The sequence below is a fragment of the Agromyces albus genome, from assembly GCF_030815405.1.
GTDB lineage: Bacteria > Actinomycetota > Actinomycetes > Actinomycetales > Microbacteriaceae > Agromyces > Agromyces albus_A.
This window is the reverse complement of record NZ_JAUSWX010000001.1, coordinates 3,867,052-3,879,838: the sequence shown is the minus strand read 5'-3', so window position 1 is coordinate 3,879,838 and position 12,787 is coordinate 3,867,052. Positions and strand designations below refer to the sequence as shown.

At 70.3% G+C, this 12,787-nt stretch carries 12 protein-coding genes; 5 read left to right on the top strand and 7 right to left on the bottom strand.

Features of this window, described 5'->3' with window-relative positions; genetic code table 11:
- Positions 1-93: 93 nt before the first annotated feature.
- Both QFZ29_RS18430 and QFZ29_RS18425 read left to right on the top strand, forming a co-directional pair.
- Positions 94-654: a GIY-YIG nuclease family protein gene (locus QFZ29_RS18430; RefSeq protein ID WP_306895877.1), complete on the top strand. Its 561-nt coding sequence runs from the start codon at positions 94-96 to the stop codon at positions 652-654.
- Positions 655-748: 94 nt separating this feature from the next.
- On the top strand, positions 749-1,207 hold the full coding sequence (locus tag QFZ29_RS18425) for a LysM peptidoglycan-binding domain-containing protein (protein WP_306895876.1): 459 nt from the start codon (positions 749-751) through the stop codon (positions 1,205-1,207).
- A 29-nt stretch (positions 1,208-1,236) separates the two neighbouring features.
- On the opposite strand, the gene QFZ29_RS18420 is transcribed toward QFZ29_RS18425, so the two are convergent.
- From QFZ29_RS18420 to efeU, 4 genes are all read right to left on the bottom strand, one after another.
- Positions 1,237-2,253 (bottom strand): LacI family DNA-binding transcriptional regulator, encoded by a 1,017-nt coding sequence (locus tag QFZ29_RS18420; protein ID WP_306895874.1) that lies wholly within the window; start codon positions 2,251-2,253, stop codon positions 1,237-1,239.
- Positions 2,254-2,394: 141 nt separating this feature from the next.
- Positions 2,395-3,678 (bottom strand): iron uptake transporter deferrochelatase/peroxidase subunit, encoded by a 1,284-nt coding sequence (gene efeB, locus QFZ29_RS18415; RefSeq protein ID WP_306895872.1) that lies wholly within the window; start codon positions 3,676-3,678, stop codon positions 2,395-2,397.
- Positions 3,678-4,883 (bottom strand): iron uptake system protein EfeO, encoded by a 1,206-nt coding sequence (efeO, locus tag QFZ29_RS18410; RefSeq protein WP_306895870.1) that lies wholly within the window; start codon positions 4,881-4,883, stop codon positions 3,678-3,680. Before efeO ends, efeB begins: the two co-directional genes overlap by 1 nt.
- Complete coding sequence (gene efeU / locus QFZ29_RS18405) at positions 4,880-5,782, bottom strand: iron uptake transporter permease EfeU (protein ID WP_306895868.1); 903 nt, start codon at positions 5,780-5,782, stop codon at positions 4,880-4,882. The genes efeO and efeU overlap by 4 nt, the downstream gene beginning before the upstream one ends.
- A gap of 106 nt (positions 5,783-5,888) precedes the next feature.
- Here efeU and QFZ29_RS18400 point away from each other — a divergent pair, with 106 nt between their 5' ends.
- Together QFZ29_RS18400 and QFZ29_RS18395 are read left to right on the top strand one after the other, a co-directional pair.
- The gene (locus QFZ29_RS18400) at positions 5,889-8,051 is read left to right on the top strand and encodes a S9 family peptidase (protein WP_306895866.1); all 2,163 of its coding nucleotides are present in this window, start codon (positions 5,889-5,891) and stop codon (positions 8,049-8,051) included.
- Positions 8,052-8,145: 94 nt separating this feature from the next.
- On the top strand, positions 8,146-9,465 hold the full coding sequence (locus QFZ29_RS18395; RefSeq protein ID WP_306895864.1) for an FAD-binding oxidoreductase: 1,320 nt from the start codon (positions 8,146-8,148) through the stop codon (positions 9,463-9,465).
- A gap of 55 nt (positions 9,466-9,520) precedes the next feature.
- Here the strand turns inward: QFZ29_RS18395 and QFZ29_RS18390 are convergent, their stop codons facing one another.
- The 3 genes from QFZ29_RS18390 to QFZ29_RS18380 are packed head-to-tail and all read right to left on the bottom strand — an operon-like array spanning position 9,521 to position 11,244.
- The gene (locus QFZ29_RS18390) at positions 9,521-10,138 is read right to left on the bottom strand and encodes a DUF1349 domain-containing protein (protein WP_306895862.1); all 618 of its coding nucleotides are present in this window, start codon (positions 10,136-10,138) and stop codon (positions 9,521-9,523) included.
- A gap of 27 nt (positions 10,139-10,165) precedes the next feature.
- The gene (locus tag QFZ29_RS18385; protein ID WP_306895861.1) at positions 10,166-10,915 is read right to left on the bottom strand and encodes an aquaporin; all 750 of its coding nucleotides are present in this window, start codon (positions 10,913-10,915) and stop codon (positions 10,166-10,168) included.
- Positions 10,912-11,244 (bottom strand): ArsR/SmtB family transcription factor, encoded by a 333-nt coding sequence (locus QFZ29_RS18380; protein WP_306896806.1) that lies wholly within the window; start codon positions 11,242-11,244, stop codon positions 10,912-10,914. The genes QFZ29_RS18385 and QFZ29_RS18380 overlap by 4 nt, the downstream gene beginning before the upstream one ends.
- 138 nt (positions 11,245-11,382) lie before the next feature.
- On the opposite strand from QFZ29_RS18380, the gene QFZ29_RS18375 reads away from it, so the two are divergent.
- Positions 11,383-12,738, top strand: coding sequence for an NAD(P)-binding domain-containing protein (locus QFZ29_RS18375; RefSeq protein WP_306895858.1), 1,356 nt, complete (start codon positions 11,383-11,385; stop codon positions 12,736-12,738).
- Positions 12,739-12,787 lie beyond the last annotated feature (49 nt).

Genomic DNA, 12,787 nt, shown 5'->3' with positions numbered 1-12,787 from the left:
GGCCGGCCACCTGCTCGCGCCGCGCTGACCAACCGCGCGTTCCAACCACGCTTTCCACAGGTGCTTGTCGGCGGGCGGGGCTACCCTGCTGGCATGAGCCGATGTGGCATCGTGCTCGCCGATGGGCGCCCGTGCTTGGGCCCGGTCGACGCCGATGCGCCGCTGAACCTGTGCAACGAGCACTTGCTCGTCGCCTACGACTGGGTGGCTCGCGACGCCGGTGTCGTCGACCTGCTGCCGAGCCCCTGCCTGGCCTGCGGTTCGCGCATCGGCGTGCGGTATCCGTCGGGATGGCTCTGCGCCGAATGCGAGTGGCGGGTGGGCGACATCCCCGACGACGAGTTCGAGCGTCCGAGGGTCGAGGTCGTCTACTACATCCGGTATCGCGACCAGATCAAGATCGGCACCTCGGCGAATCCCGGGCTACGGCTCGCGGGCATCCCGCACGACGTGGTGCTCGCGTTCGAGCGTGGCGGACGCGCCCTCGAGCGGCGACGACACGAGCAGTTCGCGGCGCACCGCTATCCGGGCACCGAGTGGTTCGCCGTGCACGACGCGCTGCTGGCGCATCTCGCCGAGGTCGGCGCGGGCGTCGACGACCCGTGGCTCGAGTACGAGCGCTGGCGTCTGCGCCAATCCGCGCTCCGCGGGTAACGGATGGAGTCGATCCGCACTCCGCGGGGAGCCGGATAGAGTGGTGCGACGGGCGCCGCAACGGGGGGCGCCATCGGCATCGGCGGGGGGCCGTGTGGCGCGCAACATCGGCATGGCAGCGGCATCCGCGAGCCTTACGGCACTCCTCCTGAGCGGATGCACCGCACCCCCGATACCCACACCGCCACCCGTGACGATCACGGCGACGGTCACCGCGACGCCGGCGCCCGAGCCCACGGCCGCTCCGGCGCCGCCCGCCGCCGAGCCGGCGCCGCCGGCCGAGCCCGTGCCCAACGCGCCGGCGCCGGTCGTCGAATGGGGGCCGGCCTACGACGTCGGCGCGACGACGGGTGCCAACGGCACACCCGTGACCGACGGCAACGGGATGCCCGTGAGCTACACCGTCGTCGAGGGCGACCACTTCTTCGACATCGCGCAGCGCTTCGAGCTACCGCAGCAGCAGCTGTTGCGCATGAACCCGCAGATCCACGACTTCGGCGAGACCGTCTACATCGGCGACGTCATCAACCTCGACTGGACGAAGACCGGCTGACCTCGGCCGATCCTGATTCGGATCTTGCTTCAGCCGCGAAGGCGGGCCACCGAATCGCGCTCGACGAGCTCGCAGCGGTATCGCTCATGAACAGGCGTGGCCTCCTCCTGCTCGAGCAGGCGCTCGACCTGCTCGATGGCCCATCGCCCCATCTCGTAGTGGGGCAACGCAATGGTGGTCAGTCCCGGGAGCAGCGCGCCCGCGACGAGCTGGAGGTTGTCGACGCCGACCACCGAGAGATCGTCGGGCACCTGCACGCCGCGCAGCGCCGCGACCTGGTAGAGGCCCATGGCCATCTGGTCGTTGAAGCAGAATGCCGCGGTCACATCGGGATGCCGCTCGAACAGCTGTTCGGCGGCCTCGCGTCCGCCGGCGGCCGTCGCGCCCTCGGGCGTGCTCACGATGATCGGTGAGAGCCCGTGCTCCTCCATCGCCGCACGATATCCGTCGACACGGCCGTCCCTCCCGAGCCCTGGCTGCTCGATCGTGAGGTGGGCGACGCGTTCGTGCCCGTGATCGATCAGGTGGCGCGTGGCATCCCTACCGATGTTGAACGAGTCGGGGACGATCCACGATGTATCGAAGCCCTCGTCTCGCGTGTTCACGAGAACGGCGGGGATCGTGCGCAGTGCTGCCGGCAATGAGGACGGACGGTGGTACATGGTCGCGTACACGATCGCGTCGACCTGCTGCGCCAGCAACGTGTCGATCTGCCGCTGCTCGATGAGCCGGTCGTTGCCCGAGTTCACGACCACGAGCAGCCAGCCGCGATCGGATGCCGCCTCTTGGGCGCCGAGCACGATTCGCCCGGCGAACGGCGTCGTCGCCACTTCGTCGCTCACGAGGCCGATGACCCCCGTGCGCTTCGAGCGCAGCCCGCTGGCAAGCCGGTTCGGGGCATAGCCGAGCTCAGCCGCGATATCGATGACCCGCTGTCGCGTTCGATCGTTCACCTTGCCCTGGCCGCTCAGGGCATGCGACACCGTGGTGATCGACACCCCGGCAGCGGCCGCGACGTCGGTGATCCCGACTCTCTTTCCGCTCATGCCTGCTTCCCCAACGCGATCGGCTGTACCGCCACCCGTTCACGTTTCGGCCCTTCGGGAGGCGAGGAAGCGTCACCCCCCTGGCTACCATCCTGCACGACGTGGCGGGCAGTTCGTGAGTCCCGCAAACGGGGCGAGCGCTCAGGCGAACAGCGCCTGGCCCACGAACTCGCCCTCGGCGATGCCGCCCGGAACGGCGAAGATCGCCGAGCCTACGTGCTTCAGGTACTCGTTGAGGCCGTCGGCTGCGAGGCTCCGCTGCACGGTGATGAACTGCTCGGGCGAGCGCTGGAACGAGAGGAAGAAGAGGCCCGCGTCGAGGCGGCCGAGCTCGTCGTTGCCGTCGACGAAGTTGTAGCCTCGGCGCAGCATCCGTGCTCCGCCGTTGCCCGAGTGGTGCGCGAGCCGCACGTGCGCATTCGTGTCGATGAGGGGCTTCTCGGCCGCGCCGGTCGCGTCGAAGTCGGGCTCGGTGAACTCGGTGCCGCCCGACAGCGGTGCGCCTTCGCCCTTCGAGCGGCCGACGAGCATCTCCTGCTCGCCGAGCTGCACGCGGTCCCAATTCTCGATGATCATGCGGATGCGGCGCGCGACGAGGTACGAGCCGCCGGCGAGCCAGGCCGGTTCGTCGGATGCCGCGACCCACACCTGCTCGTCGAGGGTTTCACCCTCTTCGGCCTTCACGTTGGCGGTGCCGTCCTTGAACCCGAAGAGGTTGCGCGGCGTCTTTTGCGCGGTCGACGTCGAGGACGTGCGGCCGAAGCCGAGCTGCGACCAGCGCAGGCTCGCGCGACCGAAGGCGATCCGGCTGAGGTTGCGGATCGCGTGCACGGCGACCTGCGGGTCGTCGGCGCACGCCTGGATACAGAGGTCGCCGCCGCTGCGCTCGGGCTGCAGCGCGTCGCCTTGGAAGCGCGGCAGTGGTTCGAGCGCCGCGGGCCGGTGGGCGGCGATGCCGAAGCGGTCGTTGCCGTCGGCGTCGGTGAAGAGGCCCGGTCCGAACCCGAACGTGATCGTGAGGCCGCTTGCAGCGAGACCGAGCGCTTCACCCGTGTCGGCCGGCGGCGCGTAATCGGATCCGCCGACGGCACCGCCATCGACGACCTCGAGCCCTTGGGTGAGGCGCGCCGCGGCATCCGTCCACTCCGTGAGCAGCTCGATGAGCCCGGCGCGATCGAGCGTGGAGCTCACGTCGAAGGCGGCGAAGTGCAACCGGTCTTGCGCGGGCGTGACGATGCCGGCCTGGTGGTCGCCGAAGAAGGGGTAGACGGATGCCGCGGCGCCGGCCCCACCCGTCGGCGCGCCCGTCGCGGCGATCGCGACGCCCGCTCCCCCGGCCGCGCCGGCGGCGGCGCCGGCGGCTCCAGCGCCGAAGAGGCCGAGGAGCTGCCGGCGGCTCACGCCCGCGTGCGGATCCGCTTCCATCAGACCCCGAGCACCGTCTGGGTGAGCTGCGAGAGGGGCTCGGCGAGGGCGTTCACCTGGTCGCTGAGTGCCTTCTTGTCGGCGTCGGTGAGCTCGGCGTAGTTCACGAAGCCGGCCTCGAGCGATCCGTATTCCGCGAGGGCGTCCTCGAGCGCGACGAATTGCTCGTCGATCTCGGCGGCGAGCGCCTCACCCTCGGGTCCCTTCGACTCGGCGAGCGCGCGCACCGCGCCGAACGCGACGCCGGCGCCCTGCACGTTCGCGGCGAAGTCGGAGAGGTCGGTGCCCGACCACCAGTCCTCTTCGCCCGTGATCTTGCCGGAGGCCACTTCGTCGAGGAGGGCGATCGCGCCGTTCGAGATCGCGTCGAGCGATACCGCGAAGTCGTCGGCGGTCACGAGGTCGTGCAGCTCGGTGACATCCGCGACGAGACCGTCGGCGAAGGCCTGGCGCTCCTCGGGCGTCGACGGCGCCCAGTCGGCGAGCGCGTCCTGGCCGTCGGAGTTCAGGTCACCCGCGGCCGGCGGCCAGAGGTCCTTCTCGATGCGGTGGAAGCCCGTCCAGTCGAGGCCGTCGGCCACGGCGTCGACCTCGCGAAAGTCGATCTTCGGGTCGAGGTCGCCGAACGCCTCGGCGGTCGGCTCGATGCGCTCGTACGGCACGCGCGTCGCAGCGAAGAGCGAACGCGCGGTCTCGTCGTCGCCCGCGGCGTACGCGGCGGCGAACGCCTCGACGGCGGGGATGAGCTCGGCAGCCTGCGAGCGAACGTAGGCGATGTACTCGGTCACGGCCTGGTCGGCGAGCGCCTGCTCGTCGGCCGAGACGGCGGATGCCTCACCGGTGACCGTGAACTCGGCGAGCCCGACGGGAGCGCCCACCTGCTGGAACTTGCACGCCGTGTAATAGGTGCCGGGTGCGAGCTGCGCGACGAACTCGACCTCCTGACCCGGCGTCACGTTCTCCTTCTCGCCGATGATGCGCAACTGGTCGTCGGCGAGGATCTCGAACTCGTTCACGTCGCTGCCGTTGTTGGCGAGGGTGAACGTCACTGCGCCGGCATCGGCCGTCGAGGTCGCCACGGCGCATCCGTCGTCGGTGATGTCGACGGCGATCGCCGCGGCGAGGTCGGACTTCGCGACGCACCCCGAGAGGGCGAGCGCGAGTGCGGTCACGGCAGCGGATGCCGCGAGGGCACGTCGGGTCATGTGTTGCTCCTGATCGGGGTGGGGGTGGTCGTTGTGGGCGTGGTCGGCGCGGGTGGCCTCGATACGCGTGCTGCGCTCGCTACTCGACCACCGGAACGCCGCCGCTGGAGCATGCCGAGGTAGAGCGTCGTCGTGATGGAGACGTAGACGAGCCATCCGATGGCCTGCGCCCACGTGGGTTCGGGCGTGAAATTGAAGATGCCGGCGAGGAGCGTGCCGTACCAGCTGCCGGGCGGCACGGCGGCGACGAGGCTGTACGCGGGCTGCCCCCACCCGGGGATGACGGATGCCTCCTGCAGGTCGCCGATGCCGTACGCGAGCACCCCGGCGGCGACGAGCACGAGGAAGAGCCCTGTCCACGTGAAGAAGACGGAGAGGTTGATGCGAACGAGTCCACGTGAGATGCCCCACGAGATGACCACCGCGGTGAGGATGCCGAGCACCGCGCCGGTCGTGCCGAGCACGGGATCGCTGCCTCCGGCGACGTTCGCCCACACGAAGAGGGCGGTCTCGATGCCCTCGCGCCCGACGGCGAGCGCGCCGAGCAGCACGATCGCGAACCACGAGCGGTCGACCGCGGCATCCACTTGACCGCGGAGCTCCTTCGACAGGCCGGCGCCGTGCGTGCCCATCCAGAAGATCATCCACGTGACGAGCGCCACCGCCACGATCGAGAGCGTGCCACCGAGGATCTCCTGCGCCTGGAAGCTCAGCGCGTAGGGACCCCACGTGAGGATCGCGCCGACGCCGAGCGAGATCGCCACGGCGATGCCGATGCCGAACCAGAGCCGTCCGAACAGGTCGCGCCGCTCGATCTTGCCGAGGTAGGCGATGAGGATGCCGACGATGAGCCCTGCTTCGAGGCCTTCGCGAAGGCCGATCAGGTAGTTGGCGAGCACGCGCGTCTCCCGGGATGGAACGAGTGGATTAGCAAAGGCTAACCTAACCTCGCGAATCTCGCGAACCGCGCGTGAACCGCTCGAGGCGAGGGCGTAGCGTGGACACGTGCTGACTCCTCCTACAACCGAGAAGCGACCCATCCAGCGCGTGCACCACGGCGACACCGTGGTCGACGACTACGAGTGGCTCCGAGCGAAGGACGATCCGGCCGTCGTCGCGCACCTCCACCACGAGAACGCCTACACGAAGGCGAAGACCGAGCACCTCGCGATCCTCCAGGAGCAGATCTTCGAGGAGATCAAGGCGCGCACCAAGGAGACCGACCTCAGCGTGCCGAACCGCGAGGGCGACTGGTGGTACTACTCCCGCACGGTCGAGGGCGAGCAGTACGCCATCCACTGCCGCGCTCCGATCGCCGGTCCAGACGACTGGGAGCCGCCAGTGCTGCCCGCCGCCGGCGAAGACGAGCTGACGGATGCCGCGAGCGGCACCCTGCCCGGCGAGCAGGTGCTCCTCGACGACAACGCCGAGGCCGCGGGCCACGACTTCTACTCGCTCGGCAGCTTCGACGTGACGATCGACGGATCGACGCTCCTCTACGCCATCGACACCGAGGGCGACGAGCGCTACACGATCCGCTTGCGCGCGATCGACGGCACCGACCGTGCATACACCGACGTCATCGAGGGCACGGCCGCCGGCGCCGTCTTCGACCCGAGCGGGCGCTACCTCTTCTATGCGACCGTCGACGAGTCGTGGCGGCCCGACACCATCTGGCGGCATGAGGTCGGCACCGCGGCATCCGACGACGTCTCGGTCTTCCACGAGCCCGACGAGCGCTTCTGGCTCGGCGTCGGCCTCACCCGCAGCCGCAAGTACCTCGTGATCGAGGCCGGCTCGAACATCACGAGCGAGACGTGGCTGCTCGACACAGCCGACCCGACCGGCGAATTCGGGGTCGTCTGGCCGCGCAAAGACGGCGTCGAGTACGACGTCGACCACATCGTGGCCGGCGGGAAGGATCGCCTGCTCATCGTGCACAACGACGGGGCCGTGAACTTCGAGCTCGTGAGCGTCGCGGCATCCGACCCCCGAGGCGACCGGCGGATGCTGCTGCCGCACAATCCCGACGTGCGGCTCGAGGGCGTCGACGCGTTCCGCGACTTCGTCGCCGTGGAGTACCGCCGCGAGGGTCTGCCCAGGGTCGCCATCGCGAAGGTGCCGCCCGCCGGTCTGCCGGCCGACGCGCGTGCCGACGACGCCCTGCACGAGCTCACCTTCGACGAGGAGCTCTTCTCAGTGGGCGTGGGCGGCAACCCCTCGTGGGAGCAGCCGACCCTGCGCATCGGCTACACGAGCTTCGTGACGCCCTCGACCGTGTACGACATCGTCGTGGCCACGGGTGAGCGGCGGCTCCGCAAGCGCCAGCCCGTGCTCGGCGACTACGACCCAGCGCGCTACACGCAGCGACGGGAATGGGCGATCGCCGACGACGGCACGCGCATCCCGGTGTCGCTCGTGTATCGGCACGATCTCGTGAGCCTCGGCGATCCCGCGCCGACGCTGCTCTACGGCTATGGCTCGTACGAGCACTCGATCGATCCGGGCTTCGGCATCCCCCGGCTCTCGCTTCTCGATCGCGGCATGATCTTCGCGGTCGCGCACGTGCGCGGCGGCGGCGAGATGGGCCGGCTCTGGTACGAGAACGGCAAGAAGCTCGAGAAGCGCAACACGTTCACCGACTTCGTCGCCGTCGCGCGCCACCTCATCGACAACGACATCACGGCGCCTGACCGGCTCGTGGCCCAGGGCGGCAGCGCGGGCGGACTGCTGATGGGCGCCGTGGCGAACATGGCGCCGCGCTACTTCAGCGGCATCCTCGCCGAGGTGCCGTTCGTCGACCCGCTCACGTCGATCCTCGACCCGTCGCTCCCGCTCACGGTGATCGAGTGGGACGAGTGGGGCGACCCGCTGCACGACGCCGAGGTGTACGCCTACATGAAGTCGTACTCCCCCATCGAGAACGTGCACGAGAACCATTACCCGCGCATCCTCGCGGTGACCTCGCTGAACGACACGCGAGTGCTCTACGTGGAGCCGGCGAAGTGGGTGGCCCGGCTTCGGGAGTGCGGCGCCGACCCGTTGCTGAAGATCGAGATGGCGGCCGGACACGGCGGCGTCTCAGGACGCTACAGCGCGTGGCGCGAGCGGGCGTTCGCGTACGCGTGGGTCATCGATGCGGCGCGAGCGCACCCGAGCGGTGAGTAGCGGTTGCCGCCCGGAACGCACGTATGCGAAGCGATGAGTTCCGCGCTGAGCGAGCAACGTTTCGCATGTCGGGGGCCGCTGCCAAACTGACGGAATGTCCATCCTCTCTGAATTGAGTGAGCGTGTTCCAGGCCGGGCGCATGGTCCCGGCGCAACCCACTATGACGCCGGCCGTACCGTGTTCGCGGGCGTCGGCGAACCCGACGCCGTCGTCCGGCCGCACACGGCCGACGAGGTCGCGATCGCCGTCAGCCTCGCCGCAGCAGCCGGCCTGCCCATCGCCGTCCGCAGCGGCGGCCACGGCATGCTGCCGGTCGACGGCGGGCTCATCGTCGACCTCGCCGAGTTCACCTCGATCGACGTCGGAGCCGACGGCCTCGTCACCGTCGGCGGCGGTGCCCGCTGGGGCGACGTCGCCGCGGCTCTCGCCGAACACGGGCTCGGCATCAGCTCGGGCGACACCCGCGACGTCGGCGTCGGCGGGCTCGCGCTCGGGGGCGGCATCGGCTGGTTGGTGCGCGAGCATGGCCTCACGGTCGACGCGGTCCGCGAGGTCGAGCTCGTCACCGCGGCGGGTGAGGTGCTCAACGTCAACGCCGACGAGCACCCCGACGTGTTCTGGGCGCTTCGCGGAGGCGGGGGCAACTTCGGGGTCGTGACGCGGTTCGTCTTCCAGGCGTCCCCGGCCGACGGTCTCGTCGGCGGGCACGTGCAGTTCGACCAGTCCGAGATTCCCGCGGTGCTTCGGGCTTGGCGCGACGTCATGCGTGCCGGGCCCGACGAGCTCAACTCGACGCTCATGGTGCTCCCGCCGTTCGCCCCCGAGATGCCGGCCGGTCCGCAGCTCGCCGTCGCACTTCGCGGCAGCGAAGAGCAACTGCGCGAGCTGCTCGAGCCGCTGCTGTCGCTCCCGTCGGTGACCAATGTCTCGCTCGCGCCCGTCGCCTACGGCGACCTGCTCGAAGATGCCCCTCCCGGTCGACCGCCGTTCCAGTTCGTCGGCGGCAACGGGTTCGTTCCCGACCTCTCCGATGAGGCGCTCCTTGCGATCGCCGGCGCGTTCGATCGCGAGGTGCCGACGATGATCCTGCTGCGGGCGCTCGGCGGGGCATTCTCCCGAGTCGCTCCCGATGCCACGGCGATCGCCCACCGCGACGCCGAGGCGCTGCTCATCGTGAACGGTCTGCTCCCGGGCGACGCCACGCCCGAGCAGGTGGCGGCAACGAAGGTCGGCAGCGATGCCGCCCTCGCCTTCACCACCGGCACCTACGGCAACTTCTCGGTCGAGCGGGGCGACGAGGTCATCCAGGCGATGTATCCGCCGGCGACGCTCGAGCGGTTGCGCCGCGTGAAGGCCGAGCTCGACCCGGGCAACGTGTTCCGGCAGAACCACAACATCACACCGGCCGGCTGAGCGCGCGGGCGGCGGCGGTCGGGGCGACCCGGCCGCCGCTGCTCGGTCGGGCAGTTCAGGCGATCGGCGGGTCCTCGTGCAGGTCGGTGTCGAGGGCGACGTGCGCCCAGCGCGTGAACCTCACCTCGAGGTCGGCTCGCATCGGCGCGCAGAGCAGCGGACCCGCCCATGCCGCGCCGGCGGTGAACGGCGCGACCCTGAGCGTGCGCCATCCGCTCGACTCGGTGCGCGCCCGCAGCACCACCGCGTCGCCGGCCACGCCGGCGCGGCTCGCCCGAATGGTCACGAGGTGTCCGGCCCACTCGGGCACCGGCGCGAGCGACCAGTCCGAGACGCCGTTCGTGACGACCGCGCCGAGGTGCAGCACCCCGTCTGACAGCTCGAGGCCCGACTTGATCCACTGCTCGGGGCCGACGTGCAGCATGAGGCCCGCCTGGTCATAGAGAGCGGTGAGACTCGAGGCGTCGAAGGTCACCTCGACCGCGACATCCGTGGGCCAGTCGGCGAGCAGCGCATGGCCGTTGTCGTGCACGAAGCCGTAGTGCGTCGTGCGCCAGAAGTCGCTGTCTTCGATCGCGGTCGCAGTGAGTGCGCCGTCGGCTGTTCGCGTTGCGGCCGGTTCTCGCGTCCACTTGCCGGCGGTCCAGTCGAGCGTTCCCAGTTCATGCGCCATGCTCACACCGTATCGAAGGCGGTCGCGCTATGAGGTGGTCGAGGGCGCGGCCTCTGTCGACTCAGTGCGCGCCGGCGCGGGCATCGGCATCGGCGCCGGCATCGGCATCGGCATCGGCAACAGCCAGCGCACGAGCGCCAACCCGAGCACCGCGCCCGCGAGCTGCGCAGCGATGAACCACGGCGCCGAGCCCGGCGCGATGCCGGCGAAGCTGTCGCTGAACATGCGGCCGATCGTGATCGCGGGGTTGGCGAAGCTCGTGGAGCTCGTGAAGAAGTAGGCCGATCCGATGTAGGCGGCGACGACGGCCGCTGCGAGGTGCGCCCGCCCCGAGCGCACGAGCGCGAAGATCGCGAGGATCAGTCCGGCGGTGGCCACGATCTCGGCGACGAGGTGGCCGGGCGACACGCGGTCGGTCGTGCTGATCGAGACCGCGGCGGCGTCGAACATGACGTTCGCGAGCATTGCGCCGGCGATGCATCCGGCGATCTGCGCGGAGATGTAGGCGCCCACCTCGCGCGCGCTCCGGTGCCCGAGCACGAGGTCGACGAGCGAGACGGCCGGGTTGAAGTGCGCGCCGCTGATCGGGCCGAGCACGGTGATCAGCACGAAGAGCCCGAGGGCCGTCGAGACCGCGTTGATGAGCAACTGCACGCCCACATCGCTCGAGAGGCCGGTAGCGGCGATGCCGGAACCGACGACGATCGCCGCGAGCAGCAGGGCGCCGAGGAACTCGGCCGCGACCCGGCGGGTCACGGCCGCGACCGGCGCGCTCACACTGAGACCAGCGGTGCTGCGACCGCCTCGAGCGAGCCCGGCACGAGCCGGTAGTACGCCCACGTGCCGCGCTTCGAGCGCGAGAGGAAGCCCGCTTCGGTGAGGATCTTCAAGTGGTGCGAGACAGTCGGCTGGCTCAAGCCCACGGGTTCGGTGAGGTCGCAGACGCACGCCTCGTGCCCCTCGGAGGCGGCCACGATCGAGACGAGGCGCAAACGCACCGGGTCGGCGAGGGCCTTGAGCCGGCGCGCGAAGGTCTCGGCGTCGGCGGGGCTGATCGTCTCGCGGGTTAGCGGCCCGCAGCACGCGGCATCCGGCGCCGAACCGATTGCGACGGTGGCGGTCTCGCGCGTGACGAGGGGCAGGTCGATGGTGGTCACGAGGCGAGTCTAGCGGAATATTGACATCCGTCGATATAGTCGCCACACTCTGTATATCGACGAACGTCAATGAACGAAGGACAGCGGATGACCCTCATCGACCTCACCACGCCGAAGCCGACCGCCTCCCGACTGCACGGACTCCCGGTCGCCATCATCGGCGCCGGTCCGATCGGCCTCGCGACGGCCGCGAACCTCACCGACCGCGGCATCGACTTCGTGGTGCTCGAGGCGGGCGACCGCATCGGCGCGAGCGTGCTCGAGTGGGGGCACGTGCGGCTCTTCTCGCCATGGAAGCACCTCGTCGACCCTGTTTCGCGGCGCCTGCTCGCCGACACCGGCTGGACCGAGCCGCCCGCCGACTCACTGCCCACTGGCGCCGAACTCGTCGAACGCTTCCTCACGCCGCTCGCCGCGCTGCCCGCGATCGCGTCGCGCATCCGGTTCAATGCGACCGTGTCGGATGTCACACGCGAGGGCATGGACCGCACCCGCACCACGGGCCGGGCACAGGCTCCCTTCCTGCTCCGCGTGCACACGCCGGCCGGCATCGAGGAGCTCACCGCGCGCGCCGTCGTCGATGCCTCGGGCACCTACCGCACGCCGAACAGCCTCGGCTCGTCGGGCCTCGATCCGCTGGGACTTCCCGAGGTCGCCGAGCTCGTGAGCCACGCGCTGCCCGACGTGCTGGGCCGCGAACGCGCCGCCTTCGCCGGGCGTCACACAGTCGTCGTCGGGACCGGGCACTCGGCCGCGAACACACTGCTCAATCTCGCGGACCTCGCCGAACAGGAGCCGGGCACCCGCATCACCTGGGTCATCCGCAACGCCACGGCGGCACGCGTCTCGACCTCGCCCGACGACGAGCTGAAGGCCCGCGCCGTGATCGGCGCTCGCGTCGATGCGCTCGTCGACGCCGGCCGCATCGAGCTCGTCGATCGTTTCGAGATCGTGCGCCTCGAGCGCACCGTCGCCGACTCGGCCGCCGACGCCACCGCCGCTTCTGCGGGAGCCGCGCGCATCACCGGCCGCCGCGGCGACGGCCTCGAGACCATCGTCGCCGATCGCATCGTGAACGCCACGGGCTTCCGCCCGAACCTCGACATGCTGCGCGAGATCCGTCTCGAGCTCGACGAGATCGTCGAGGCGCCGCGCCGCCTGGCCCCGCTCATCGACCCGAACGTGCACAGCTGCGGCACCGTCGAGCCGCATGGCTTCGCCGAGCTCACCCAGCCCGAGCGCGACTTCTTCATCGTCGGCATGAAGAGCTACGGCCGCGCGCCGACCTTCCTGCTCGCGACCGGCTACGAGCAGGTGCGTTCGATCTCGGCGTGGCTCGCGGGCGACGAGGCCGCGGCGCGCAACGTCGAGCTCGTGCTCCCGTCCACGGGCGTGTGCTCGACGGATGCCGCGCCCGCCGGCGGCGGCGCCTGCTGCGGGTAACCCCGGGGCCAAACACCCGGAATGCAGGGGATTCCGGTTCAGAGGGGCC